Source organism: Caballeronia sp. BCC1704 (assembly GCF_902833455.1).
In the GTDB taxonomy this organism is placed as follows: domain Bacteria; phylum Pseudomonadota; class Gammaproteobacteria; order Burkholderiales; family Burkholderiaceae; genus Caballeronia.
On sequence record NZ_CADFFT010000001.1, the window covers coordinates 1,244,567 to 1,270,558 of the forward strand.

The window sequence follows — 25,992 nt, forward strand, 5'->3', positions numbered from 1 at the left end:
CTTGCGCCGCGCGCCGCCTATCATGAAAGCATGACGGCAGCCGCAAGCGGGAGGGCGCCATGCTCGATTTCTCCGACATCCTCATCGGCGTCGCGGCGCTCGCCGCGATCGGCCTCGTGTTGCTCGCGCATGACTGGCGCGACGAATATCGCGAGAGGCGGGCGCAGCGCGGGAAAGCAGCGACGCGCGCGGCCGCGCCGGGCCATTCGCTGCGCGAGTGGTGGCTCCGGCACCGGCACTGACCGAAGGGCCGCTCAAGCGCCTGACGCGGCGAGCGGATTGTCGGGCGCGGGGTGTTCGGCATCGGCATCGCTCTTGGCCGACGCGGCTTCGAACGCATCGATCACCAGATACAGCCGGTGGACGATCTGAATCTGCGTATGCGACAGGTGTGCCTGCCGCGTGATGGCAGCCAGCCGCTCGCGCCAATACGAGGGCGGCAGCAATGGACCGCCGAGATCGCAAGACAGCGAACGACGCAGCACCTTCTGAAGATGCGCGAGGTCCTGGTCTGCCAGCAACGCCGAAAACGCGCCCTGGGGCTTGATATCGGATGTGGGGTCCATGTGTCCGATGGCGGCGCGCTCGCGTGGAACTTGATAGGGACAAACCCGCAGTTGTGTCGCCAAACCTTTGCGCCGATGCTTTTTCGGTCGGGGTGCGCATGGCCGTCGAATGCGTTTGCTATACTCTGCGCTCCCGCCCGCCCGGACGACGCTTAGTGCGCATTGGTTAGGCGGGACGTGCGGTCCGCTCCCCGTAGTTCAATGGATAGAACGAGTGCCTCCTAAGCGCTAGATACAGGTTCGATTCCTGTCGGGGGGACCACGATAGCTTCCCAACGCGCCGCCGACGCTTCCCTTCATCGGCACCCGCGGATGCCGATTCGTCCTCGTCAATCGGCAACCGCGCCGCTCAACCCGCCAGTTGCGTGACGAAGTCGCGGTACGTGTGCAGCGGACGCCCCAGCATGCGCACGAGGCGTTCGACGTCGCCGGCTTCCGGCACCATGCCGTCGCTGACATAACGCTCGGCCATCAGGCGCATCTCGTACGCCATCCACTTCGGCATGAAGCTGCTAAGGTTCTGCTCGAACCCGCCCGGATCGTCGCCGCCGTACGCCACCGGCCGGCCGAGCACGTCGGACCAGATGGACGCCAGCGCGGAGCCCGTCAATGTGTCCGGTCCGACGAGATCGATAACCTCCACGGGAAGATCCGCGGCCGCCTCGTCGCGACGCAACAGTTCGATGGCCGCGACCTCCGCGATGTCGCGCGTGTCGACCATGGCGACGCCCTTGCTCCCGATCGGCATCGGATAAACGCCGTGATCGACGACGACGTCCCGAATCATGAGTTCGTTGTCGATGAAGTACGCCGGGCGCAGGATCGTCGCGCTGAAACCCATTCGCTCGATCATGCGCTCGGCGCCGGACTTCACGGCGAAATGCGGCACGTTGACGAACCGGTCCGCGTGCATGACCGACAGATACACCACGCGCTCGACGCCCGACTCCCGCGCGATGTTCAGCGTAATCAGCGCCTGCGTGAACTCGTCGCCCGCCACCGCGTTGAGCAGGAACAGCGTGCGCACGCCGGCGAAGGCGCGGCGAAGCGAATCGATATCGAGCATATCGCCCAGTGCGACCGTCACTTCTGCCGGGAATTGCGCTTTCGATGGATCGCGCACGAGCACGCGAACGTCCGCATGGCGGCTGACGAGTTGTTCGACGACCTGACGGCCGACGCGGCCGGTGGCGCCGGTAACGAGAATAGTCATGGTGGAACTCCTTCAAGTGGTTGGCATGCACCTAAGGTAAGTGATCCGCTGACTGTCCGGAAGATGTGATATAGAGACGAGGCGTCTCACTCATGGAACACCCATGGAACGCTGACTAGGACCCGCATGGACCTTCTCGCTCTCGCTGACTTCAATCTTGTCGCGCGTTACGGCAGCTTCGGGGAAGCCGCTCGCGCGTCCGAGCGGCCCAAGGCGACGCTTTCGCGCCGCGTCACCGAACTCGAAAACGACCTTCGCATTCGGCTTTTCGAACGCGGGCCGCGCGGCGTCGTGCTCACGCAGGAAGGCCGCGCGCTCTACGAGCGCACAGGTGCGCTCCTCGCTGAACTCAACGAAAGCGCCGCCGCCATTGCATCCGGTAGCGATGAGCCGCGCGGCCGCTTGCGCATCAGCGCGCCCGCGCTCTTCTCGCAGATAGCCATGGGAAAGCTGGTCGCGTCGTTCGTCCTCAAGTACCCGCAGGTCCGCATCGAGGTGACGACAGAAGATCGCCCGGTCAATATGGTCGAAGAAGGGTATGACCTCGTGATCCGCGTCAATCCCGAACCGAACGAGACGCTCGTCGGGCGCATCTTCTTGCGCGACCGGCTCGTCGTCGTGGCCAAGCCGGGACTCAAGCGACCCGCTGCGAAATCCAGCGTTCGCGCGGTCGTTCGGGGCACGCCCGAAGACATGGCGTATTGGGACGTGATCGGCGCGCGCGGAAAGGCGCGCATCCTCATCGAGCCGGTCGCGCAGCTGTCGTCGCTCGTCATGGTGCGCGACACCGTTCGCCTCGGCGTGGGCGCCGCCTGTCTGCCGCTGTCGCTGGTGAGCCGGGATATCGCCGCGGGCAAGCTGGCGCATTGGGGCGATGTCGACGGGCCGGAGATTGCGTTGTGGGCGCTGTATCCGTCGAGGCGTTTGTTGAGCACGCGCGTGTCGGCTTTTCTCGCGCACCTCAAGGCATCGTTTCCGTTGGGCACTGCGGATGAACTCGCGGCACTCATCGAATGACGGTAAATCGGGCAGATCGTCCGCTTATGCGCTAGAGTCCGCGTCACGCTCGACCAAACGTCTTGCCTGTTATTCAGTAAAGCTAATCAGTTGCCGTGATCCCGCGTTCAGCGATGTCCGCGAATATTGATCGCCGAAAGTCGTCGCGCAGGTCAACGATCAGTATGTGAAGGTCGCCAAGGTGCGTGGTGAACTCGCGTGGCACGACCACGCGAACGAAGACGAGCTTTTCTTCGTCGTGCGCGGCAATCTCACCATCGAATACGAAGGCGGCCGAGCCGTGCATTTGCCAGCGGGCTCCATGCACGTCGTGCCGCGCGGCACGCTGCATAACCCGGTCGCCGACGAAGAATGCTGGATCGTGCTGATCGAGCCTGTCGAGACGAAGCACACGGGCGACGTGCAGTCGCCGCTGACGAGGACGATAGACGAGCAGTTGAGCGGCGCGCCGCGAGCGTGATTCACGTCTACGCGAACGCAACAACGTTCGGCGCCGCAAGCTAGAATCCTCGTCGACACATCGCCGGGTTTCGGCGGTCCTCGCGCACCGCCAAGACGGTGGATGCGGCTAAAACGAGGACAAAAATTGAACATCGAGCGCCCCACCGTAAGCAACGTACGGCCATCCTTCAGCGACCATTCGAACGATATCTTCTTCGCGGCTGTTTCGACGACACGCATGCCCATGCTCGTCACCGACCCGAATCAGCCGGACAACCCGATCGTCTTCGTGAACTCCGCATTCCTCAATCTGACGGGCTTCAGCGTCGAGGAATTGATCGGGCAGAACTGCCGGCTCCTGCAGGGGCCGGAGACGAGCCAGGCCACCGTGTCCGAGATTCGCGACGCCGTCCAGCAGGGCCGCGAAATCAATATCGAGGTGCTGAACTATCGCAAGGACGGATCGACCTTCTGGAACGCACTCTTTATCTCGCCGGTCAGGAACGAGGCCGGCGAGATCGTGTATTTCTTCGCCTCTCAACTCGATATCAGCCGCCGCCGCGACGCGGAAGAGGCGCTGAGGCAATCGCAGAAGATGGAAGCACTCGGGCAGTTGACTGGGGGCATCGCGCACGACTTCAACAACCTGTTGCAGGTGATGAGCGGCTATGTCGATGTGATGAAGCTCGGCATCGAAGAGCGGTTCGATCTCAGCCGGTTCGTGATGCCGGTGGAACGGATGCGCGATGCCATCACGCGTGCATCCACGCTGACGCAGCAACTGCTCGCATTCGCGCGCAAGCAGGAACTGCGCGGCCGAGTCATCAACTTGAACGCGCGGCTCGCCGACATTCGGGAACTTGCGGAAAACACGTTCGGCGACAGCGGAGCGCTCAACTTCGTGCCGGACCCCGCGCTGCGCAATTGTCAGCTCGACGCTTCGCAACTGGAAGTGGCAGTGCTCAATCTGCTTCTGAACGCGCGCGACGCGCTGCACGGCAAGGACAAGCCTCAAGTCACGGTGCGCACCGGCAATCTGTCGCTGACCGATAGACGGCCCATCGGATTCGCGCAACTGACGCCCGGCGAGTATGTCTGGGTGTCGGTGAGCGACAACGGCACCGGCATTCCTGCCCATATTCTTGCGCATGTGATGGACCCGTTCTTCACGACGAAGGAAGAAGGAAAGGGGACGGGCCTGGGTTTGTCGATGGTCTATGGCTTCGCGAGACAATCGGGCGGCGCGGTCGATATCTACTCTGAGCCGGGCCACGGCACAACAGTGCGGCTCTACTTTCCGGCGGTGGCGGCGGAACCATCCATCGAGCAGCGGCACCGGCGTGTCGCCGAGTCCGCGCACAACGAGACGATCCTCGTTGTCGATGACAGGCCCGATGTGGCCGAAGTCGCCGCGATGATCCTGCAGCAAGGCGGGTACAAGACGCGCGTCGCACACGGGGCGCATGACGCACTCGAGATACTGGGCGGGGACGCGCAGATCGAACTGCTCTTTACCGATCTCATCATGCCCGGAGGCATGAACGGCGTGATGCTCGCGCAGGAAGCGAAACGCCGCAAGCCGCTGCTGCGCGTCTTGCTGACGACGGGCTACGCCGACACGTCCATCGCGAGAAACGACATCGACGGCACGGAGTTTCCGGTGCTCCACAAGCCGTATCAGGCGATCGAATTGCGCGCGGCGATATCGCAGGCGCTGCACAATCCCGGCACCGACAGTTGACCGCGAAGCCTGCGCGACGAGCGCAGGCTTCCCCGCGCGTCGCGCTAGGCCGCCCACGCGTGCGCCTCGAACCGCGCCTCGAGCGGCGGCTGCGCGACGTTCGCGGTGTAGTTCGTCATCGTCGATGCCGCCACGACGAGAATGACTTCGAGCACCCGTTCCTGATCGAAGCCCGCGCCGATGAACGACGCGATCACCTGTTCGTCCACGCGGCCGCGATTTTCGATGAGGGCGCGCGCCAGGGCCGACAGCGCCGCGATTCGATCGTCGTGTGGCAGACGGCGTTCGCGGATCGCCTGAACGTCCGCTTCGCTCAGGCCTGCCTGCAACGCAAGGTACGAGTGGAAAGCAACGGGCCATGCAGCGCGGTTCGTCACGGCGTTCGTGAGCAGTAGCGCCTGAATCTGCGCTTCGGTGAAGCTGCCGCCATGGACTTGCTTAAATACGCCTACGAGTCCGTTGATCAATCGGGGCGAACCGGCGAGGGCGCCTGCGATGTTCGGCACCATGCCGAACGCCTCAGCGAGGGCGTTGAGCGCGGGCTTCGAATCGGCGGGAGCGGAGTCGAGCGTATAGACGGGAAACTGAGCCATGTGGAGTCCTTATAAAGTGGCGATCTTGGATGAGCAACCGAACGACACACACAGCTTAGTCGCGCGGAAGCATCCTGCCAATTACATGGCATGTCGTCAGTTCGACGCTACTCGCGCGCAGCTTGCAGCAATGCGATGTGCCGCGCTTCTGTTTCGCTGTCCGCCGGAAACATGCACTCGATCCGCAGTTCCTGCGCAGCGACCGTCGACGGCGTCCCGACCGTCGTGATCATCGAAAAGTAGTTGAGCGCCGCGCCGTCTTTCACGAAGCTCAACGGCACGACAGGCAGCGTGGAAGAAGACGCCGCCATCGCTTGCGAGCGCCACTCGGGACGCACGCCGGGATAAGCGAGCAGCGCATCGAGCAGTTGCTGCGTCCGCGCGTCGATGACATGTCCGACCGCTTCGCGATGCACGCGCTGTATCAGACTGAGCGCCACGCTTTCCCAGTCCGCGATATGCGGCCTCATGCCTTGCGGATCGAACATCAGATGCAAGATGTTGCGCGGTCCCGTGCGTGCGGCCATGTCGATGAAGCAACTGAAGAAATCCGGCGTTGCGGGATTGGTCAGGAGTACGTTCCAATAGCGATCCATCACGATGGCGGGAAAAGGCTCATGCTGCTGCAACATTCGCGTCGCCGCGCCCATCACGACGGACATTTCCTTGTCGCTCCACTCGGCCTCGGAATACATCGGCGCATAACCGGCGGACAGCAACAGCGCGTTGCGTTCGCGCAGCGGCACATCCAGCGACTGCGCGATATTCATCAGCGTTTGCCGGCCCGGCACGCTGCGTCCGCTTTCGATGAAGCTGATCTGGCGCTGCGAGATCCCGGCAACGAGCGAGAGATCGAGCTGGCTGAAGCCGCGGGCCTCGCGCCAGTGACGCAGCAAGGCGCGCAGATCGTTCGATTCCCGATAGCGAAGGTTCGATGCGCTCATGGTCTCCTTCGTAAGTGGCGAGGCGTATCGACTCTAGCGACTCCCGGCTGTCTTGCGCAATGACATCGCATGTAATCGCGGCTACAACGCGATGCTTTCTGGCTCAGTTCAGTCCGGATGGATTCGAGATTCTCAGCCGCCACGCATCGTCCGGTCCTTTCTCCATGACCTGAGTCGCGCAGCCCGATTCGACGTGCGGCTGCCGGTTGGATAGCGTAACAGTCAGCGTCCAGTCCGCCAGAACCAGCGCGATGTTTCCGCTCGACACCACCCGACGCACCGTATTGCGAATGCGCGGCTTCGCGGCCAGCAGTTGCGCCATCGTGCGGCGCAGTTCATCCGGGCGCGCGCTGATTTCGACGCCGTTCGTCAGACGCATCGTGGCATCGTTGCGAAAGAGACGCAGAAGTCCGTCGATATCGCCGGCGTTCATCGCCGCATCGAAGGCGGGCGGCACGTCCTCCGGCGCACGACAGCCCGCCGATCCGTTCTTGATCTCTCCGACAAAGCGCGCGATGACGCGTGCGATGTCGTTCGGCGCTTCCAGCGGCGACAGATGTCCGACGCCGGGCAGCACGACCATTGCCGCATGCGGGATGCGCGGCAGAAGCTCGCTCTGCAACGTGTCGATGCGATCGAACCGGTCCAGTTCTCCCGAGATGACGACGGTAGGCACGTCGATCGACGCCACCGCGGCCGTCAGGTCCTCGCTCATGCCGACTTCAGGCCACGCGGCCTTCGCTTGCGGCGCGCCCTTGAGGCTGTCCTCGATGACTCGTTCGCGACGGGCCGCGTCGAGCGGTCTCCCGGTCAGCACGTGATCGATCACGAATTCGACCGATTCGCGCGATGCGTAAGCGCCCGACAAGGTCGCGCGTTCCTGCTCCGAGAGGCGCATGGGCGAGGGCGGCGACGGAGCGACGAGCACGAGCCCTTCGAGTCCCTTCGGCCGCCGTGATGCGATCAATTGCGCGACTTTGCCGCCCATCGAATGACCGACGAGCACATAGCGCCGCAAGCCGAGCGCGTCGATCACGCCTTCGGCATCGGCGGCCAGATCGGCGATGCCGTAGCCGTTCGAGGGCGCGTCGGAATCGCCCCATCCGCGATGATCGGTGGCAACGATGCGATAACGGTCAGCTAGTTCGTCCGCAACGCCGTCCCACGTCCGCGACGAGCCGCCGTAATAGTGCAGGAACACGAGCGCCATATCCCCGCTGCCGCGCTCTGTGACGTGAATCCGCGTGCCGTTCGTTTCGATCTTCATCTTCTCGCCTCCGTTCGTGACATGCGTGAATCGTAGGCGTGCGCTTGCGCCCCGATAATTGCCCGATGAGTGGCGGCAGTCGATAATGCGGCGATCGAATCGGGGAGAGTCATGGACCGACTGACCAGTCTTGGCGTGTTCGTCGCGGCGGTGGAGGAAGGGAGCCTGGCTGCGGCGGCGCGTCGTTTCGGATTGTCGCCCGCGATGGCGGGCAAACATGTCTCCGAGATCGAGGCAAGGCTGAATGCGCGTCTGCTTCAGCGCACGACCCGGCGTCTTAGCCTTACCGATGCGGGCCAGACCTATTACGAGCGCAGCAAACAGATTCTTGAGGCCTTCGCCGAGGCGAACCGCGAAGTGAGCGATTCGCAGGCCACGGTGCGCGGCGTGCTGCGCGTCGCGGCGCCCGTCACGTTCGGCGCGATGCATCTCGGCGATGTCATCGCGCGATATGTCCGCGACCATCCGCAAGTGAATGTGGACGTGGATCTCGGCGACCGGTATGTGGATCTGCTCGACGCAGGCATCGACGTCGCGATCCGCATCGGTCGTCTGGATGATCCGGCGCTCGTGACGCGCCGCATCGCGCCATGCCGCATGGTCGTGTGCGCGTCGCCCGGTTACATCGAGCGGCACGGCGCGCCGCGCACGCCCGACGATCTGCTGGGCGCGCCGAGGCTCGTGTTCAGCGAAGCCGTGTCGGCGGGCGACTGGACCTTGTTCGATGCGGATAACCGCGCATACGTCATCGACGGACCTGCGCGCATTTCGGCGAACAACATGCAAATGCTGCTGTCCGCCGCGCTCGCCGGAGCCGGAATCGCGTACGGCCCGAGCTTCGTCTTCGGAGAGCATGTGCGGCGCGGCAAACTCGTCGCACTGCTGCCCGACTACCGCGCGACCGAACTGTTGATTCAGGCGGTCTATCCAGGCGCGCGGGGCATCCCGCTCAAGGTGCGCCGATTCGTGGATTACCTCGCAGAAGCGTTCGGCGATGAACCGCCGTGGGACACGGGAACGCGGCCATGACAAGCCGCTAGTCGTCGGCCTCAGCCGCCGCCCGCATTGGACCGCGAGCCGTTTCCACCGGATAATGCGAGCACACCCATCCTCGCTCGCGGCTCATGCGCTCATGACGGAAATCGAATCCGCGCTGCTCGTGTTCTTTCTGCTGCTCGCGAGTACCGGCATCGGCGCGATCATTCGGCCGCTGTTGCCGGAGGAGCACAAGGCGCAGGAAACGGTGCAGCTCGTGCAGCTCCTCGTCGGCATGCTGGTGACGTTCGCGGCGCTCGTGCTGGGCTTGCTGACGGCATCGGCGAAAACCGTGTTCGATACCACCGATAACGACGTGCGCGCCTACGCCGCCGCGATCATCGAACTCGACCGGGCGATGCGCGACTACGGCGCGGACCTCGACGAAACCCGCGCCGTGCTGCGCAGCTACACGGCGGCCGCGATTGCGAGCACATGGCCGGCCGAGCCGCATCCGCCGGGCGACTACTACCCGCAAGTGGAACCGTCGCCGCACGCGAGCGGCAAGCTGGAAAGTCGCGCGCTGGGCGAACTGCTCGATCGCGGCCAGCGTCAGGTCCGGTTGCTTCAGCCCGCCGACGCGTACCACCGCAAGCTCGCCGACAACACCGCCGCGCGCTTCGAGCAGCTCATCGCGCTGCGCTGGAAGCTGATCGAGGAAGCACACGGCACCATTTCGTATCCGTTCGACCGCATACTCGTCGGCTGGCTGCTCATTATCTTTCTGTGCTTCGGACTGATCGCCCCGCGCAACGCGCTATCTCTCGTGACGATCATGCTGGGCGCGCTTTCCATCGCGTCGGCCGTGCTCGTCATTCTCGATCTCGATACGCCGTTCACCGGCCCGATCATGGTCCACAGCCAGCCGATGCGCGAAGCGCTCGCCTACCAAACCCGCTGATGCCGACGAACCTCTATGACGACCCGCGCCTCGTCGCGCTCTACGACGCGCGCAATCCCGCCGCTGCCGACACGGCGTTTTACGTGGCGCTCGCCGAGTCGGCGGCACATGTGATCGACCTCGGATGCGGCACCGGTCTGCTTGCCTGCGAGCTTGCCGGGCGCGGCTATCGCGTGACGGGCATCGATCCGTCGCCGCAGATGCTCAAGATCGCGCGTGGCCGTCCGTCCGGCGACCGCGTGACGTGGATCGAAGGCGATGCGTCCGCGCTGCCGTTCGTCGGCGCGGCCGACCTGCTTGTGATGACCGGCCACGTCGCGCAAGTATTTCTCGACGATGCATCGTTCTTGGCGACGCTTGTCGCCGCGCGACGCGCGTTGCGTCCGGGCGGGCGCATCGCGTTCGAGAGCCGCAATCCGGCGGCGCGGGCATGGGACAACTGGACGGCGGAACGCTCGCTGCGTCGCGTTCAAAGCGCCGATGGACGTGCCGTCGACGTGTGGCAAGAGCGGCGCGCGAAGCCCGATCCGCTCGCGACCGGGCGCGTCGCGTTCCCGACTCACGCGCGCTTCCAGGGCGAGACCGAGACGCTGCGCGCCGAAAGCGAACTGCGCTTTCGCAGCCGCGACGAACTCGCGCAACTGCTTACCCGCGCGGGCTTCGCTTACATCGACTGGTATGGGGACTGGAACCGCGCGCCGGTAGACGAGACGAGCCGCGAGTTGATCGCGGTGGCGCGCTGAAATAGCGCCGCAAGCGCGGCGCCGTGTTGCGTCAGAACTCGACGACGACGAAATCTTCCTTGCCGACGTCGCATTCCGGACAGCGCCAGCTGGCGGGGATATCGGCGAAACGCGTGCCCGGCGCGATGCCTTGAGCCGGCAGGCCGTCCTGCTCGTTGTAGACCCAGCCGCAAATCAGGCATACCCAGCTTTTGTATTCGATGACTTCGCTCACGACAGACTCATGTGTTCAGTTGAAACGGCGAGCCGGCATCTTACCCCAAGCGCCGTCGCAAAAAACGCGCGTCGGATGCGGTTGGCCGTAAGGCAGGTGTATGCTGGGGCGCCGTTGCTTTCCAGAGCGACGCTCGCTCGACCGATAAGGAGAAGACCATGCTGAACAAGACCGTATTTGCTGGCGCCATCGTTGTCGCGGCGGCCTTCGCGGGCCACGCGCACGCGCAGTCGCGCGTGTACTTCATCGAGCCCAAAGACGGCGCCACCGTCACGAGTCCCGTCCATGTGAAGTTCGGCGTCGAGGGCATGACGCTCGCGCCGGCCGGCACGATGACGGAAGGCTCGGGCCATCATCATCTGCTGATCGACAGCGGCCCGCTGCCCAAGGGAACCGTGATCCCGGCGAGCGAGACGTCGCTGCATTACGGTAAGGCGCAGACCGAAGCCGACGTGAAGCTGCCGCCCGGCGACCACACGCTGACGATGCAGCTCGGCGACGGCGCGCATCGCTCGTACGGGTCCGAGATGGCGCAGACGATCAAGGTCCACGTCAAGTAGACCCAACGGCAGGGGCAGACGGGCGCGCGCCACGGCCCGCGCGCCCTTGTCCGTTCGGCCGATGCGACCTTCGGCGCGAGGGAACATCGGTACAATGACCGCTTCCTCGGTATCGCCTTCGTTCGCATTCATCCCCATGTCGCTTTATTCCATCACGGACGCACAACTCGCGTTCGGCCACGTCGCGTTGCTGGATCACGCCGACTTCTCGCTCGAAGCGGGCGAACGTGTCGGGCTGATCGGCCGCAACGGCGCGGGCAAGTCGTCGCTGCTCAAGATCGTCGCGGGGCTCGCCGCGCCCGACGACGGGCTCGTCACGCGCCAGAGCGAACTCACGACCGTCTATGTGCCGCAGGAGCCCGAGTTCGATCTCGACGCATCCGTGTTCGATGTCGTCGCCTCCGGCCTCGTCGATGCGCGCACGCTGCTCGACGAATACGACGCCGTCGCGCACCGGCTCGCGGACACGCCCGAAGGCGCGGAGCACGACGCGTTGCTCGCGCGCATGAACACGCTCCAATCGGCGCTCGATACGCGCGATGCCTGGAACTGGCGCACGCGCGTCGCGACGACGCTCGCGCAGATCGGGCTCGACGGCGAGGCCCGCGCGGGTTCGCTTTCCGGCGGCATGCGAAAGCGCGTCGCGCTGGCGCGGGCGCTCGTCGTGCAGCCGGACGTGTTGCTGCTGGACGAGCCGACCAACCATCTGGACTTCGAAGGCATTCGCTGGCTCGAAGAACTGCTCGTCACGCTGCGCACGGGCCTGCTTTTCATTACGCACGACCGCGCGTTTCTCGATCGCGTGGCCACGCGCATCGTGGAACTCGACCGCGGGCGCTTGCTGTCGTATCCGGGCAACTTCAGCGCGTATCAGATTCGCAAGGCGCAGCAGCTCGAAGTCGAGCAAGTGGAACAGGCCAAGTTCGACAAGCTGCTCGCGCAGGAAGAAGTGTGGATTCGCAAGGGCGTGGAGGCGCGGCGCACGCGCAGCGTCGGGCGCATTGCGCGGCTCGTCGAAATGCGCAAGGAACGCGCCGAACGGCGCAACGTGCAGGGCAACGTGAAGCTCGACGTCGGGCAGGGCGAGAAGTCCGGCAAGATCGTCGCGGAACTGACGGACGTGACGAAGCGTTATGGCGCGCGCACCATCGTCGACAGCTTCACGGCCACGGTCATGCGCGGCGACAAGATCGGTTTCGTCGGGCCGAACGGGGCGGGCAAGACCACGCTGCTCAAGCTGATTCTCGGCGAGTTGCAGCCGGACGCAGGCCGCGTGCGCACCGGCACCAACATTCAGACCGCGTATTTCGATCAGATGCGCGCGCAGCTCGACCTCGACAAATCGCTCGCGGATACCATCAGTCCCGGCAGCGAATGGGTCGAAGTGAACGGCGTGAAGAAGCACGTGATGAGCTATCTCGGCGACTTCCTGTTCGCGCCCGAGCGCGCGCGGTCGCCGGTGCGGTCGCTCTCGGGCGGCGAGCGCAATCGCCTGTTGCTCGCGCGCCTTTTCGCGCGTCCGGCGAACGTGCTCGTGCTCGACGAACCGACCAACGACCTCGACATTCCCACGCTCGAACTGCTCGAAGAACTGCTCGCGGACTACGACGGCACCGTGCTGCTCGTGAGCCACGACCGCGCGTTTCTCGACAACGTGGTGACGTCCGTCTTCGCGGCGGAAGGCGGCGGCAAGTGGCGCGAGTATGTCGGCGGCTTCTCGGACTGGCAAGTTCAGCGCGAACGTTCGGACCGCATCGCCGAGGAAGCGGCGCGGCAGAGCGCGAAGGAAGCGCCCAGGGAAGACGCGCCGAAGGAAAGCGCGGCGGGCCGCAACGCGCAGCGCACGGTCAAGCTCTCGTTCAAGGAACAGCGCGAGCTGGAAGCGCTGCCCGCGCGCATCGCGGAACTGGAAGACGAGCAGAAGCGCATCGGCGCGCAGCTCGAAGACGGCTCCATTTTCGCCACGGACGCGAAAGAAGGCGCGCGCCTGTCCGAGCGTCACGCGGCCATCGAAGAGGAATTGCTCGTCGCGCTGGAACGCTGGGAAGAACTCGAAGCGAAGCGCGGATAGGCTCGGTTTGACGCCGTCGAGGTGGGCGCGGCGGGCGAAAACCGCTATTCTCCTAGCGCGGCCGGACGGGCGGACGGGGCGAAGGCCCTCGTGATGCCTATCCGGTGAGGCAATCTTGAGCATTCGATAAAGCATTTGCCGGCATCGCGGCGTCGTGCGGTGACCATTCCCGCGCGGGGTCGCAAGCCGGATCAACGTTCAACTATGTCCACGAAAAAATTCAGTGTGGCCCAAGCAGCCACTCCACAGCGCGCCGAGCGCGCCAGGCCGCGCGCGATGAGCGCGAAGGCGGCGGGCTACAGCGAAGCATCGATCAAGGTCCTGAAGGGCCTCGAGCCGGTCAAGCAGCGGCCCGGCATGTACACGCGCACCGAAAATCCGCTGCATATCGTGCAGGAAGTCATCGACAACGCGTCGGACGAAGCACTCGGCGGCTACGGCAAGCAGATCACCGTGACGGTCCATGCGGACAACTCCGTCTCGGTGGAAGACGACGGCCGCGGCATTCCGTTCGGCCTGCATCCGGAGGAAGGCGTGCCGGTCGTCGAGATCGTCTTCACGCGGCTGCATGCGGGCGGCAAGTTCGACAAGGCCGCGGGCGGCGCGTACACGTTTTCGGGCGGCCTGCACGGCGTCGGCGTCTCGGTGACGAACGCGCTCGCCACGCGCCTCGAAGTCACGGTCTGGCGCGACAACAAGGTCGCGCATCTGGCATTTGCCAATGGCGACGTCATCGAGCCGCTCACTACCCGTTCGCCGGAACGCGGCGAGAAGAAGAGCGGCACGCGCGTGCGCGCCTGGCCGAACGCGAAGTATTTCGATTCGCCCAATCTGCCGCTCGGCGAGTTGCAGCGCCTGTTGCGCTCGAAAGCCGTGCTGCTGCCGGGCGTCGAAGTCGTGCTCGTCATCGAGAAGACCGGCGAGCGTCAGACGTGGAAGTACGAAGACGGCCTGCGCGGCTATCTGCTCGAAGGCATGGGCGGCAGCGAACTGCTGATTCCGCTCTTCGAAGGCGAGCGTTACGCGGACAACTCGCGCACGACGGAGGAGACCTTCGCGGAAGGCGAAGGCGCGTCGTGGGTCGTCGCGTGGAGCGAGGAAGGGCCGCTCTTGCGCGAATCGTACGTGAACCTGATTCCGACGCCCGCGGGCGGCACGCACGAATCCGGCTTGCGCGACGGGCTCTTTCAGGCGGTCAAGAACTTCGTGGAGATCCACAACCTTCAGCCGAAGGGCGTGAAGCTGCTCGCCGAAGACGTGTTCGCGCGCGTCTCCTTCGTGCTGTCGGCAAAGGTGCTCGATCCGCAATTCCAGGGGCAAATCAAGGAGCGTCTCAATAGCCGCGATGCCGTGAAGCTCGTGTCGTCGTTCTCGCGGCCGGCGCTGGAGTTGTGGCTCAATCAGCATGTCGAATACGGCAGGAAGCTGGCCGAACTCGTCATTCGCCAGGCGCAGGCGCGCACGCGCGCCGGGCAGAAGGTCGAGAAGCGCAAGAGCTCGGGCGTGGCCGTGCTGCCGGGCAAGCTCACGGACTGCGAATCGACCGATATCACGCGCAACGAGCTTTTCCTCGTCGAGGGCGATTCGGCGGGCGGCTCCGCGAAGATGGGCCGGGACAAGGAGTTCCAGGCCATTCTGCCCCTGCGCGGCAAGGTGCTGAACACGTGGGAAACCGAACGCGACCGGCTCTTTGCCAACAACGAAGTGCATGACATCGCGGTGGCGATCGGCGTCGATCCGCACGGTCCCGACGATCAGATCGATCTCTCGAATCTGCGCTACGGCAAAATCTGCATTCTGTCGGACGCGGACGTGGACGGCGCGCACATTCAGGTGCTGCTGCTCACGCTCTTCTTCAAGCACTTCCCGCAACTCATCGAACGCGGTCACGTCTGCGTCGCGCGTCCGCCGCTTTTTCGCGTCGATGCGCCCGCGCGCGGCAAGAAGCCCGCGCAGAAGCTCTACGCGCTCGACGAAGGCGAACTCGAAGCGATTCTCGACAAGCTGCGCAAGGACGGCGTGCGCGAAACGCAATGGAGCATCAGCCGCTTCAAGGGCCTCGGCGAAATGAGTGCCGAACAGCTCTGGGACACGACGATGAACCCCGACACGCGGCGTCTCTTGCCGGTCCGCCTGGGCGATCTCGGCTTCGATCTCACCGTCTCGCGCATGACCATGCTGATGGGCAAGGGCGAAGCGGCGTCGCGCCGAAGCTGGCTCGAAGAGAAGGGCAACGAAGTGGAAGCGGACATCTGATGCCGGCTTCGGAAAACGCATAACGGATATTCGATGGGAATCACTGACGATCTTTTCGCCGAACAGCAAGCGGCGCCCGACGGAGAACACCTGACGCTCGGCGATTACGCCGAACGCGCGTATCTCGACTACGCGGTGAGCGTGGTCAAGGGCCGCGCGCTGCCCGACGTATCGGACGGGCAGAAGCCCGTGCAGCGCCGCATTCTCTACGCGATGAACGAGATGGGCCTCGCGAGCACCGCGAAGCCCGTGAAGTCGGCGCGCGTCGTGGGCGACGTGCTCGGCAAGTATCACCCGCACGGCGATCAGTCCGCGTACGACGCGCTCGTGCGTCTCGCGCAGGACTTCTCGATGCGCTATCCGCTCATCGACGGTCAGGGCAACTTCGGCTCGCGCGACGGCGACGGCGCCGCGGCCATGCGATACACCGAAGCGCGCCTCACGCCGATCGCGCGCTTGCTGCTCGATGAAATCGACCAGGGCACGGTCGATTTCATGCCGAACTACGACGGCTCGTTCGAGGAGCCGAAGCTCTTGCCCGCGCGCCTGCCGTTCTTGCTGCTCAACGGCGCGTCGGGCATCGCGGTCGGTCTCGCGACGGAAGTGCCGTCGCACAATCTGCGCGAAGTCGCGCAAGCCGCCGTCGCGATGATTCGCGATCCGAAGCTCGGGCACGCAGGCGTGATGGAGAAGCTCAACGGGCCGGACTTCCCCGGCGGCGGGCAGATCATCTCGTCGCAGGCGGAAATCTCGGCGGCCTACGAAACCGGGCGCGGCAGTCTGAAGGTGCGGGCGCGCTGGAAGATCGAAGACCTCGCGCGCGGTCAGTGGCAGCTCGTCATCAACGAATTGCCGCCGAACACGTCGGGTCAGAAGGTGCTCGAAGAAATCGAGGAACTGACCAACCCGAAGATCAAGCTCGGCAAGAAGACGCTGACGCCGGATCAGTTGCAGACCAAGCAGACGCTGCTGGCGCTGCTCGACACCGTGCGCGACGAGTCCGGCAAGGACGCGCCCGTGCGCCTCGTGTTCGAGCCGAAGTCGAGCCGCATCGACCAGACGGAGTTCGTCAATACGCTGCTCGCGCATACGAGCCTCGAATCGAACGCCGCGATCAACCTCGTGATGATCGGCGCCGACGGCCGGCCGAGGCAGAAGGGCATCGTCGAAATCCTGCACGAGTGGGTCGGCTTCCGGTTCGTGACCGTCACGCGCCGGACGCAGCATCGCCTGGGGAAGGTGAACGACCGCATCCATATTCTCGAAGGGCGGATGATCGTCTTCCTGAATATCGACGAAGTCATTCGCATCATCCGCGAGGCGGAGGAGCCGAAGCAGGCGCTGATCGCGCGCTTCAACCTCTCCGATCGTCAGGCCGAGGACATTCTCGAGATCCGTTTGCGGCAACTCGCGCGGCTCGAAGCGATCAAGATCGAGCAGGAGCTCTCCGACTTGCGCGACGAGAAGAAGAAGCTCGAAGAACTGCTGAACAGCGACGCCGCGATGAAGCGCCTGCTCATCAAGGAAATCGAAGCGGACGCGAAGCAGTATGGCGACGACCGCCGCACGCTGATCCAGCAGGAAAAGCGCGCGACGTTCGAAGTGCGCGTCGTCGACGAGCCGGTGACGGTCGTCGTCTCGCAGAAGGGCTGGGTGCGCGCGCTGAAGGGCCACGGGCTCGATCCGGCCGGCTTCACGTTCAAGGCCGGCGATTCGCTGTACGCCGTGTTCCAGGCGCGCACGCCGGACACGCTCATCGCGTGGGGCAGCAACGGCCGCGTGTACTCCGTGCCGGTGGCCGCGCTGCCGGGCGGTCGCGGCGACGGCGTGCCGGTCACGTCGCTGATCGAACTCGAATCGGGCACGCATCTGCTGCATTACTTCGCGGCGTCGGCGGAGCAGCCATTGCTGCTGGCGTCGAGCAATGGCTTCGGCTTTATCGCGAAGCTCGGCGACATGGTGAGCCGCAACAAGGCGGGCAAGTCGTTTATGACCATCGACGAAGGCGCGTTGCCGCTCGCGCCGATGCCGGTGCTGCCGGGCGCGCTGTACGTCGCGTGCCTGTCGAATGCGGGCAGACTGCTCGTCTTCGGCATGGACGAGATGAAGACGCTCTCGGGCGGCGGGCGCGGCGTCACGCTGATGACGCTCGATCCGAACGAAACGCTGCGTCAGGCGCTCGCCATCGACGCGCGCGGCGTCGTGCTGATCGGCGCGGGACGCGGCGGCAAGATCCGCGACGAGAAGCTCTCGGGCGCGCAACTGCAACAGCATCTCGGCAAGCGTGCGAGAAAGGGCCGCGCGCCGGATACGTCGCTGAAAGTCAGCGAAATGCGGCCGGTGTTCGAAGGCTGACCTTGCGCTAACGCATAGAGAAGCGCCTTCCTGCGAACCTCGCAGCGAGGCGTTTTCTTTTCGCTTCGCGCCCGACGTTTAGGAACTGACGCGCCGCGCCTGAGTCGAACGGCCAAACTTCACTTACCTTCTGCCCTCGACACCCATGACTCATGCCATCGAAGCCGCGCTCTTTCTTCACTTGCTCGGCGTGGCCGTATGGATAGGCGGCATGGTCTTCGCGCACTTCTGCCTGCGCCCCGCGCTCGGCGACCTCGCGCCGCAACTGCGCCTGCCGCTCTGGGAAACCGTATTCGCGCGCTTCTTCAACTGGGTCGCGGGCGCCGTGCTCGTGATCCTGATCACGGGCGGCTTTCTGCTCGCGCAATATGGCGGCGCGCATGCCGCATGGCCGCTTCACGCGATGGCCGGCTTAGGCATCGTGATGATGCTGATCTTCGGGCATATCCGCTTTGCCGTGTTTCCGCGCATCCGCCGTGCGGTGCAGGCGCAGAACTGGCCCGATGGCGCGCGGGCGGTCGGCACCGTGCGAAGGCTCGTGGTCGTCAATCTCGTGCTCGGCGTCGTGACGATCGGGACCGCGGTGCTGTCGCGCGGCATCTAGGCGCGAGTCAGGTGCCGCGTTCGTCGCTCAACGCGGTGTTCGACGGCTCCTGGCCGAGCGTGCCGAGCCCGAGCGCGCCGCTTGCGAGCGCCCAGCCGCATACGCCGAAGCGGTCCAGAAGCGCCTGCACGCCGTCGGCGGGAACGGGTCGCGAGAACAGGAAGCCTTGCGCTTCCACTGGACCGAGCGCCGCGAGCCAGGTGATCTGTTCCTCGCGCTCGGTGCCTTCGACCACCACGGTCAGCCCGAGCGAGCGAGCGAGATTGATGATCGCGGAGACCATCACGCACACGCTGCGGTCTTCCGGAATCGCCTGAATGAACGAGCGGTCCACCTTGAGCGTATCGACCGAAAAGCGGTTCAGATACGACAGCGACGAATAGCCGGTGCCGAAGTCGTCGAGCGCGATGCGCACGCCCAGACGCTTGAGCGCAACGATCTTCTCCTGCACCAGTTCCGGATACTCGACCATCACGGTCTCGGTGATTTCGAGTTCGAGCTTGCCCGGCGGAATGCCGGACGCTTCGATCGCGCGGGCGACCGTTTCGAGCAAGTCGCCGCGCCAGAATTGCACGGCCGAAATGTTGACCGCGAGCGACAGGCCCGTATAACCGTCGCGCTGCCATTGCGCGAGTTGCGCGCAGGCCGTGTGAATCACGAAATCGCCGACCGCGACGATCAGCCCGGTCGATTCCGCCACCGGAATAAATTCGTTCGCCGGAATGAGCCCGTGCTGCGGATGGTTCCATCGCACGAGCGCCTCGAATCCGGTAATGCAGCGGCGGGCCAGATCGATCTTCGGCTGATAGACGAGGAACAATTGGCGCTCGGCGAGCGCCACGCGCAGCTGCTGCTCCCACTTCATCAGATGGTCCGCGCGATGCGACAGTTGCGGCGAGTAGAACTGATAGCAGTTCTTGCCCGCGTCCTTCGCGCTGTACATCGCGAGGTCGGCCTTCTTCAGCAAGTCGATCTCGCTTTCGTTCGACACCGAATAGAGCGCAATGCCGATGCTCGCGTGCAACACGAACGCGCTGCCGCGCACGTCGAAGGGCGTCGCGAACATGGTCACGATGTCGTTGGCGAGTCCGACCGCGCGCTTTTCGACCTCATCGCCCTTGACGATCACGACGAACTCGTCGCCGCCGATGCGCGCGAGCGTCCCGCCGTGGCCCACCGTTTCCGCGAGCCGCGACGCGGTCATTTGCAGCACGATATCGCCCGCGTTGTGGCCGAGCGTGTCGTTGACCGTCTTGAAGTTGTCGAGATCGATGAAGAGCAGCGCGAGCCGCCCGATGTTGTCCGTCTGCGCGACGTCGGCCCGCAATGCGCGCAGCGTCGAATAACGGTTGCGCAGCCCGGTGAGCAGGTCGAATTCGACGAGATGCGTCATCTCGCGTTCGCGTCCGAGCAGCTTGCCGATCAAGCCTGTCGCGACGGCGAAGAAGCCGAGCATCGCGAAGGAGATGAAGCTCGCCATCAGCAGATAGACGTTGCGCGTGTGGTTGTAGTCCGCGAACTCCTCGCGCTCCGAAAGACCGACGAGCACGCCGAGCGGATAGCCGTCGATATGCCGATAAGAGACGATGCGCTTCACATGGTCGATCGGATCGACATAAGTGCCCGATGCGTGTTCGGAAGTCGGATAGACGCCGCTCGCGCTGAACGCGGCGCGCGCGGAGCCTGACGCGCCACCCGTCTTGCGCGCGCCGCCTGTTGACGCCGCATTGCCGGCCGGATTCTCTCCAAGCGCGACGCTGGTGCTGCGCGCGAGCACCGAGCCGTTGTCCGACACCACGGCGATCACGCCTTCGCGCCCGATGGACGCGACGTTATAGAAGTCGCTCGTGAAGTAGGTCGGGTCTTCGGAAACGACGACCACGCCCGCGAACGAGCCGTCGGGATGATTGAGACGTCGCGTGATCTGGAGCGTCCACAGGTTCGAGACGCGTCCGCGCACCGGGCGGCTGATGTAGAGCAGATCGTCGTTCGCGTGCAGATGGACTTTGAAGTGCTCGCGGTCGGACAGGTCGATCGGCTTCGGATGCGAGTCGGACGTATTGGCGACCAGAATGCCGTCCTCGTCGATCAGCGAAACCTGCACGAGCGTGTCGCTCTGCACGACGCCTTTTTCGACCGTGGCGATCAGATTGAAGTGGTCGGGCGCTTTCTCGTATTCATATTTGACGAAGCGCGTGATCTGATCGACCTGATGAATCGCCTTGATCGTGTGCTGTTCGAGTGCGGACGAAAGAATCGCGGCGGAAGCCGTCGATTCATGCGTGGTGGCGTCGCGTTCCACCGAAAGCCGCGCGAAGATGACCGCCCACAGCAGCACCAGCAGCACGCTGCCGAGCACCGGAATCGCCAGCAGCGCGCGACGCCGCCGTGCCGACGGAGCGTTGACGCGCGAATCGCTCGCCGCGTGGGAGCGCGTACGCTTCATGGAGTGCCCGGCGCGGCCCTGCCGCGAAGCGCGCGCCATGCGACGAAGCGCGCGTGGTGATAGTGGCGATGCATGTCTCGAGACGTTCGGCCAAAGCCGTTCAATATACCGCTAGACGCGCTTTGGCCGCCTGAAGGCAACCGTTTAACCGTTTGCGTGATGACGAAGCAGGCGTCGGCGCTTGCATTCTCGTTTGCGTTTGCGGCTCGCCGCATGACGTGGCGCAGCGCAGGACCGGATTCCGCGCCTCTGTTCCGGCCCGCGAATGTTCGGATAGTACTGAAGCCGCAGCGATTAAGAAAGCAAAAGCATGGCCGCTCGGGGTTTACGGCTAGCCGCGCGCAGGTCATTGTTTCACAAGCGGATTGTCCCTTCGATGACTGTCACGGAGTCGCCACCGATCCACACCTGAGAGCCGTCCGCGCGGTCGTCGTAGATGACGGTCACGCGGCCGTCACGATCGAGCGCCGTGCCCTGGCGCACCGTATAGGCGTCGCCCGGCCGCCTGCCTTGACGCGTCAGCAACATGGCGAGCGCGGCGTTGGCGCTGCCCGTCACCGGATCTTCGACGTTTTCCGCGCCGAGCAGCAGCGCGCGCAGTTCGTAGGTGGCCGGCACGCCGTTCTCATGCGGGCCATAGACCACGAGCCCATGCGTGCCGACTTCCCCGACGAGCGCCGTCAACGCCTGCCGTGCTTCGCCGCGAAGCGACATCGCGAGGCATTGTTGCGCGTCGCGCAGACGCACGATGAGCCACGGCGCGCCGTTGTCGACGGCGCACGGCGGCGCGCTGAAGTCGATCTCGACCGGCGCGAGCGCGGTGGCGAGACGCTCTCGCTGCGAATCATTCAGCTCGACGATGCGCGCGGGCGGCGCGGCGAACGCCCAGCATCCGTCATCGCGCTCGCGCAGCGTCACCAGCCCGACGCCGCATTCCTGCACGAGCGTTCCCGGTTCTTTCGGCACGTAGCCGCTCGAACGCAGCGCGTGCGCGGTGCCGAGCGTCGGATGGCCGGCAAACGGAAGCTCGGTCGCCGTCGTGAAGATGCGCACGCGATAATCGGCGCGCGGATCGGTCGGCCGCAGGAGGAACGCGGTCTCGGAGAGATTGGTCCAGCGCGCGATGGCCTGCATGCGCTCGGTGGAAAGATCGTCGGCGTCGAAAACCACCGCGAGCGGGTTGCCTTTGAACGCGACGGACGTGAAGACATCGACCTGACTGAAGCGCACGGTGCGGGCGGACATGGTTTGAAATTGGAAGGGTGATAAAAAAACCCGGCGCGCTCACGCGGCCGGGTTTGCGGGGCTGCGCAAGAGCCGTCGCGATCAGCCGACTTCGGCGATCAACTCGATCTCGACGCACGCGCCGAGCGGGATTTGCGCGACGCCGAACGCCGAGCGCGCGTGCTTGCCGGCCTCGCCGAACACGTCCGCGATGAGTTCCGACGCGCCGTTGGTCACGAGGTGCTGCTCGGTGAAATCGAAGGTCGAGTTCACGAGGCTCATCACCTTGACGATGCGCTTCACGCGGGACAGATCGCCGGTGTGCGCGTGCAGCGTCGCGATCAGGTCGATGGCGACATTGCGCGCGGCGGCCTTGCCTTCTTCGGTCGTGAGCGTGTCGCCGAGCTTGCCGACGTACGGCTTGCCGTCCTTCTTCGCGATATGGCCCGACAGATAGACGGTGTTGCCGCTTTGCGCGCTCATCACGTAAGCGGCGGCCGGCGCGCCCGCGCTGGGCAGGTCGATGCCGAGTTCCTTCAGCTTGTCGTACACGTTGGATGCCATCGTTGCTCCTGTTCAAGAGTGAAGGGCGCCCGTGCGCCCGTGAATCCCGTCAGATGCTCGCGCGAATCAGCGCGCCCAGCTTCGCGACGCCTTCGTCGATCGTCGCGGGCGGGACCGTGACGAACGAGAGGCGCATCGTATTGTGTTCGGCCTGATTAGCGAAGAACGGACCGCCCGGCACGAAGGCCACGTTTTGCGCGATGGACTGTTCAAGCAGCTTCATCGAATCGATGTGCTTCGGCAGCTTCACCCACACGAACATGCCGCCTTCCGGCCGGTTCCATTCGACTCCCGCCGGCATGTGGCGTTCCAGCGCGGCGAGCATCGCGGCGCACTGGTCGCGATACAGCGCGCGGATGGTCGGCACGTGCGTATCGAGAAAGCCGTCCTTAACGACTTCGTACACGATGCGCTGCGTGAGGCTCGGCGTATGAAGATCGGTGGCCTGCTTCGACTGCACGAGCTTGAAGTGCAGTTCCTCGGGCGCGATGATGTAGCCCACGCGCAGGCCCGGCGCGAGCACCTTCGAGAACGAGCCGAGGTGCACGATATGGTCCGGCGCCATCGAGAGCAGCGTCGGCAGCGGCGCGCCGGCGTAGTCGAGCGCGCCGTACGGATCGTCTTCGATCACGGGAAACGCGGCCTTCTGCGCGAACGCCGCGAGCGCGCGGCGGCGGGCGAGCGGCAGGCGGCGGCCGGTCGGGTTCTGGAAGTTCGGCTGTGCGTACAAGAGCCGCGCATTTGCGGCGAGCGCGGCATCGAGACCTTCGGGGATCAGGCCCGATTCGTCCGTCGGCACCTGCACGTAGTTCGGCTCGAACAGCGAGAATGATTGCAGCGCGCCGAGATACGTCGGCGTTTCGACGAGCACGCGGCTGCCCGGATCGATCAGCACCTTGCCGAGCAGGTCGAGCGCCTGCTGCGAGCCGGTCGTGATGAGCACCTGCGTCGGGCGGATGGTCACGCCGTTCACCGAATAGCGCGCGGCCACCCATTCGCGCAGCGGCATGAAGCCTTCGGTCGCGCTGTATTGCAACGCCGCCGACGGCTGATCGCGCAGGATGCGCTCCGACGCTTCGCGCATCTCTTCGACCGGGAACGTGGCCGGCGAGGGCAGTCCGCCCGCGAAGGAAATGACTTCGGGCCGCTCCGTCACCTTCAGAATTTCACGAATCGCCGAACTGGTGAGCTTGCGGGCGCGTTCGGAGAGTTGCCACGGCGTGGCGCGGAGGTCGGCTTGATTCATGAAGTGTCTCGGTTGTCTCGGTTGTCTCGGGTTTCGGTTGTTGCGTTCGCGTGTGCAAGGAAGACGCGCAAACTGCGATTATCGCCCGCGTGAGTTATTTTGCGTGGCCGGGATGCGCGGCCACGGGCGCCGGGCTCTTACTGACGCTGCTAACCGCAGCCGGCGCGGCGCGCACGGCGGTCTTGCGGCCGATCACCACCGTGACGATCACCGCGGCCGCATAGAGCCACGTCGATGCGCTCACGTGCTCGCCGAAGAAGAGCGCGGAGAACGCCATCGTGAAGAAGATCTGCAGCAGTTGCACCTGTCCGACGCGCGCGATGCCGCCCATCGCGAGTCCGGCGTACCAGGCGAAGAAGCCGATGAACTGCGAAAAGAGCGTGACGTAGCCGAACGCGAGCCACGTGCGCAACGCGAGCGGCTCCGGGTGCGCGGCGTGATGCGCCCACGCGAGCCAGCCCACCGGTAGCAGCAGGAACGGCGCGGACAGCACGAGCGCCCAGCAGATGACCTGCCAGCCGCCCATCTGACGCGCGAGCCGCGCGCCTTCCGCGTAACCGAGCGCGCCGATGCCGACCGCGACGAGCATCAGAAGGTCGCCCGCCTGCAGGTCGCCGCCGCCCGCCTGCAACGCGAACGCAACGACGATCGCGCTGCCCGCCACGGCGCTCGCCCAGAACGCCTTCGACGGCCGTTCGTGCGACAACCACGCCGCGTAGATGGCGACGCACAGCGGCTGCAAGCCGTTGACCACCGCGCCGTGCGACGCGGGCACGGTTTTCATCGCCCAGGCGGAAAACACCGGGAACGCGATGATCACGCCGAGCGATACGACCGCGAGGCTCTTCACCTGCGGCCAGGTCGGGCGTTTCTCGCGCCGCCAGGCGAGCAGCAGCGCCGCCGGAATCGCCGCGACGAGCGCGCGCCCGAGGCCGTTCAGAAGCGGATGCACTTCCTGCACCACGATGCGCGTCATCGGCAGCGTCAGGCTGAAGATGACGACGCCGATCAGGCCGAGCAGCATGCCTTCGGTTTCGCGGGTTCTCATCGTGGGGCGTCTCCTTTCTTATGCTTCATTCAGGTATTTCGGGTGAAAGCGGGAGTTCCGGCTGCGGCGCGTCTTCGTCCGCCTTGCGGGCCTTCGCGCGGCGGCGTTTGTTCGACGCCTGCTGCGCTTCTTCCTGCGCGCGCCGGGCCGCATCCGACGATTCGGCGGTTTCGCCAAGCGTCACGACGGAGCCGTCCGGCAACTCGAATTCCGCGACGAGCGCGGGCGCGCCCGCCGTCGCTTCGACGCGCATCAGATGCGCCGCGTCGAGCCACGCAAGCTGCTCCGCGACTGCCTCCGCGTTCGGGTGATAGCCCGTCAGCGAGCGCAGCAGGATGCCGGTCTCCGGCAGCGCGCCGCTCGGATGGCGCGGCGTGTCCCACTGAATCAGCGAGGGCAGCACGCCGTCGCCGGCGCCTTGCCACGCGGGGAACGCGCCGTCGTCGGGAACGGTGAGGCCCCACGTATTGCCGCCGCGCGACATCGCGACGACCGGCGCAATGCGTTGCGGATACTGCTCGCGCCAACGCGCGAGCGACTTCGGACGCTCGACGCGCGCGACCCAGTGCACGAGCTGCGGACCGTCGGCGAGGCGCACCTGCATCGCCGGATCGTCGAGCGCGAAGAGACGCGCGCGCGGCGCCTCGCGCGGCGGCGCCGCCGGATCGATGGCGATCACTTCGAGATACGCGCCGCCCCACAGATTCAGCAGCCGGTTGTGCGTGCGCATCTGCGCGTGCGCGCCGCCCGGCGCGGTTTCCACGCCGAACTTCGCGGCGACGAACCGCGCGCCTTCTTCGAGCGTGCGTGCGGCGATCACGAGATGGTCGAGTTTCAGCGGATGAGCGGTCATGGCTGGCGTGAGGCGGTAATCGGGGGCCGATAGCATAACCGCTGATTCTGGCCCGTCGGGCGTCCGTACCGGTCGCCGGAAAGGAAAATG

At 65.1% G+C, this 25,992-nt stretch carries 23 protein-coding genes, 1 tRNA gene and 1 pseudogene; 13 read left to right on the forward strand and 12 right to left on the reverse strand.

Translation table 11 applies throughout. From position 1 onward, the window contains the following. Nucleotides 1–59 precede the first annotated feature (59 nt). On the forward strand, nucleotides 60–242 hold the full coding sequence (locus HWX53_RS05805; RefSeq protein ID WP_175939846.1) for a hypothetical protein: 183 nt from the start codon (nucleotides 60–62) through the stop codon (nucleotides 240–242). Nucleotides 243–254: 12 nt separating this feature from the next. Here the strand turns inward: HWX53_RS05805 and HWX53_RS05810 are convergent, their stop codons facing one another. Then, the gene (locus HWX53_RS05810) at nucleotides 255–566 is read right to left on the reverse strand and encodes a hypothetical protein (RefSeq protein ID WP_241269843.1); all 312 of its coding nucleotides are present in this window, start codon (nucleotides 564–566) and stop codon (nucleotides 255–257) included. Between the two features lie 187 nt (nucleotides 567–753). Here HWX53_RS05810 and HWX53_RS05815 point away from each other — a divergent pair. Continuing rightward, a tRNA-Arg gene (locus HWX53_RS05815) sits at nucleotides 754–828 on the forward strand. A gap of 87 nt (nucleotides 829–915) precedes the next feature. Here HWX53_RS05815 and HWX53_RS05820 read toward each other — a convergent pair. Then, entirely contained in the window at nucleotides 916–1,779 is an 864-nt protein-coding gene (locus HWX53_RS05820; protein WP_175939847.1) for an NmrA family NAD(P)-binding protein, read from the reverse strand. Nucleotides 1,780–1,905: 126 nt separating this feature from the next. On the opposite strand from HWX53_RS05820, the gene HWX53_RS05825 reads away from it, so the two are divergent. From HWX53_RS05825 to HWX53_RS05835, 3 genes and pseudogenes are all read left to right on the forward strand, one after another. After that, nucleotides 1,906–2,796 (forward strand): LysR family transcriptional regulator, encoded by an 891-nt coding sequence (locus HWX53_RS05825; protein WP_175939848.1) that lies wholly within the window; start codon nucleotides 1,906–1,908, stop codon nucleotides 2,794–2,796. An 85-nt stretch (nucleotides 2,797–2,881) separates the two neighbouring features. Further along, nucleotides 2,882–3,256: pseudogene (locus tag HWX53_RS05830) on the forward strand (cupin domain-containing protein). Nucleotides 3,257–3,358: 102 nt separating this feature from the next. Then, a complete protein-coding gene (locus HWX53_RS05835) occupies nucleotides 3,359–4,978 on the forward strand; it encodes a histidine kinase famiy protein (protein ID WP_175939849.1) in 1,620 nt (539 codons plus the stop codon). A gap of 44 nt (nucleotides 4,979–5,022) precedes the next feature. On the opposite strand, the gene HWX53_RS05840 is transcribed toward HWX53_RS05835, so the two are convergent. The 3 genes from HWX53_RS05840 to HWX53_RS05850 all read right to left on the reverse strand — a co-directional run bounded on the left by HWX53_RS05840 (nucleotide 5,023) and on the right by HWX53_RS05850 (nucleotide 7,782). Beyond that, a complete protein-coding gene (locus tag HWX53_RS05840) occupies nucleotides 5,023–5,571 on the reverse strand; it encodes a carboxymuconolactone decarboxylase family protein (RefSeq protein WP_175939850.1) in 549 nt (182 codons plus the stop codon). A 107-nt stretch (nucleotides 5,572–5,678) separates the two neighbouring features. Then, complete coding sequence (locus HWX53_RS05845; RefSeq protein ID WP_175939851.1) at nucleotides 5,679–6,515, reverse strand: helix-turn-helix transcriptional regulator; 837 nt, start codon at nucleotides 6,513–6,515, stop codon at nucleotides 5,679–5,681. Nucleotides 6,516–6,618: 103 nt separating this feature from the next. After that, nucleotides 6,619–7,782 (reverse strand): alpha/beta fold hydrolase, encoded by a 1,164-nt coding sequence (locus HWX53_RS05850; RefSeq protein WP_175939852.1) that lies wholly within the window; start codon nucleotides 7,780–7,782, stop codon nucleotides 6,619–6,621. A gap of 111 nt (nucleotides 7,783–7,893) precedes the next feature. Between HWX53_RS05850 and HWX53_RS05855 the strand changes: the two genes are divergently transcribed. The 3 genes from HWX53_RS05855 to HWX53_RS05865 all read left to right on the forward strand — a co-directional run bounded on the left by HWX53_RS05855 (nucleotide 7,894) and on the right by HWX53_RS05865 (nucleotide 10,461). Then, nucleotides 7,894–8,811 (forward strand): LysR family transcriptional regulator, encoded by a 918-nt coding sequence (locus HWX53_RS05855; protein WP_175939853.1) that lies wholly within the window; start codon nucleotides 7,894–7,896, stop codon nucleotides 8,809–8,811. A gap of 103 nt (nucleotides 8,812–8,914) precedes the next feature. Next, complete coding sequence (locus HWX53_RS05860) at nucleotides 8,915–9,718, forward strand: hypothetical protein (protein WP_175939854.1); 804 nt, start codon at nucleotides 8,915–8,917, stop codon at nucleotides 9,716–9,718. Next, the gene (locus HWX53_RS05865; protein WP_175939855.1) at nucleotides 9,718–10,461 is read left to right on the forward strand and encodes a class I SAM-dependent methyltransferase; all 744 of its coding nucleotides are present in this window, start codon (nucleotides 9,718–9,720) and stop codon (nucleotides 10,459–10,461) included. The genes HWX53_RS05860 and HWX53_RS05865 overlap by 1 nt, the downstream gene beginning before the upstream one ends. Before the next feature lie 31 nt (nucleotides 10,462–10,492). On the opposite strand, the gene HWX53_RS05870 is transcribed toward HWX53_RS05865, so the two are convergent. Further along, nucleotides 10,493–10,675: a rubredoxin gene (locus tag HWX53_RS05870; RefSeq protein ID WP_175939856.1), complete on the reverse strand. Its 183-nt coding sequence runs from the start codon at nucleotides 10,673–10,675 to the stop codon at nucleotides 10,493–10,495. Between the two features lie 158 nt (nucleotides 10,676–10,833). Between HWX53_RS05870 and HWX53_RS05875 the strand changes: the two genes are divergently transcribed. The 5 genes from HWX53_RS05875 (at nucleotide 10,834) to HWX53_RS05895 (ending at nucleotide 18,521) form a co-directional block, all read left to right on the forward strand. Beyond that, nucleotides 10,834–11,235 carry a DUF4399 domain-containing protein gene (locus HWX53_RS05875; RefSeq protein WP_175939857.1) on the forward strand — a complete coding sequence of 134 codons (402 nt, stop codon included), beginning with the start codon at nucleotides 10,834–10,836 and terminating at the stop codon, nucleotides 11,233–11,235. 136 nt (nucleotides 11,236–11,371) lie between these two features. Continuing rightward, nucleotides 11,372–13,306 (forward strand): ATP-binding cassette domain-containing protein, encoded by a 1,935-nt coding sequence (locus HWX53_RS05880; protein WP_175940623.1) that lies wholly within the window; start codon nucleotides 11,372–11,374, stop codon nucleotides 13,304–13,306. A 276-nt stretch (nucleotides 13,307–13,582) separates the two neighbouring features. Then, on the forward strand, nucleotides 13,583–15,562 hold the full coding sequence (locus tag HWX53_RS05885) for a DNA topoisomerase IV subunit B (RefSeq protein ID WP_175939858.1): 1,980 nt from the start codon (nucleotides 13,583–13,585) through the stop codon (nucleotides 15,560–15,562). A gap of 33 nt (nucleotides 15,563–15,595) precedes the next feature. Beyond that, nucleotides 15,596–17,917 (forward strand): DNA topoisomerase IV subunit A, encoded by a 2,322-nt coding sequence (gene parC, locus HWX53_RS05890; RefSeq protein WP_175939859.1) that lies wholly within the window; start codon nucleotides 15,596–15,598, stop codon nucleotides 17,915–17,917. Between the two features lie 145 nt (nucleotides 17,918–18,062). Further along, nucleotides 18,063–18,521 carry a CopD family protein gene (locus HWX53_RS05895; protein ID WP_175939860.1) on the forward strand — a complete coding sequence of 153 codons (459 nt, stop codon included), beginning with the start codon at nucleotides 18,063–18,065 and terminating at the stop codon, nucleotides 18,519–18,521. 7 nt (nucleotides 18,522–18,528) lie between these two features. Here the strand turns inward: HWX53_RS05895 and HWX53_RS05900 are convergent, their stop codons facing one another. The 6 genes from HWX53_RS05900 to HWX53_RS05925 all read right to left on the reverse strand — a co-directional run bounded on the left by HWX53_RS05900 (nucleotide 18,529) and on the right by HWX53_RS05925 (nucleotide 25,902). Continuing rightward, nucleotides 18,529–20,967, reverse strand: coding sequence for an EAL domain-containing protein (locus HWX53_RS05900; RefSeq protein ID WP_175939861.1), 2,439 nt, complete (start codon nucleotides 20,965–20,967; stop codon nucleotides 18,529–18,531). Nucleotides 20,968–21,321: 354 nt separating this feature from the next. Further along, complete coding sequence (locus HWX53_RS05905; RefSeq protein ID WP_175939862.1) at nucleotides 21,322–22,212, reverse strand: PhzF family phenazine biosynthesis protein; 891 nt, start codon at nucleotides 22,210–22,212, stop codon at nucleotides 21,322–21,324. 81 nt (nucleotides 22,213–22,293) lie between these two features. Further along, nucleotides 22,294–22,755 (reverse strand): RidA family protein, encoded by a 462-nt coding sequence (locus tag HWX53_RS05910; RefSeq protein WP_175939863.1) that lies wholly within the window; start codon nucleotides 22,753–22,755, stop codon nucleotides 22,294–22,296. 49 nt (nucleotides 22,756–22,804) lie between these two features. After that, on the reverse strand, nucleotides 22,805–24,001 hold the full coding sequence (locus tag HWX53_RS05915; RefSeq protein WP_175939864.1) for a PLP-dependent aminotransferase family protein: 1,197 nt from the start codon (nucleotides 23,999–24,001) through the stop codon (nucleotides 22,805–22,807). A gap of 94 nt (nucleotides 24,002–24,095) precedes the next feature. Next, the gene (locus HWX53_RS05920) at nucleotides 24,096–25,049 is read right to left on the reverse strand and encodes a DMT family transporter (protein WP_175939865.1); all 954 of its coding nucleotides are present in this window, start codon (nucleotides 25,047–25,049) and stop codon (nucleotides 24,096–24,098) included. A 25-nt stretch (nucleotides 25,050–25,074) separates the two neighbouring features. Further along, nucleotides 25,075–25,902, reverse strand: coding sequence for a VOC family protein (locus tag HWX53_RS05925; RefSeq protein WP_175939866.1), 828 nt, complete (start codon nucleotides 25,900–25,902; stop codon nucleotides 25,075–25,077). Nucleotides 25,903–25,992 lie beyond the last annotated feature (90 nt).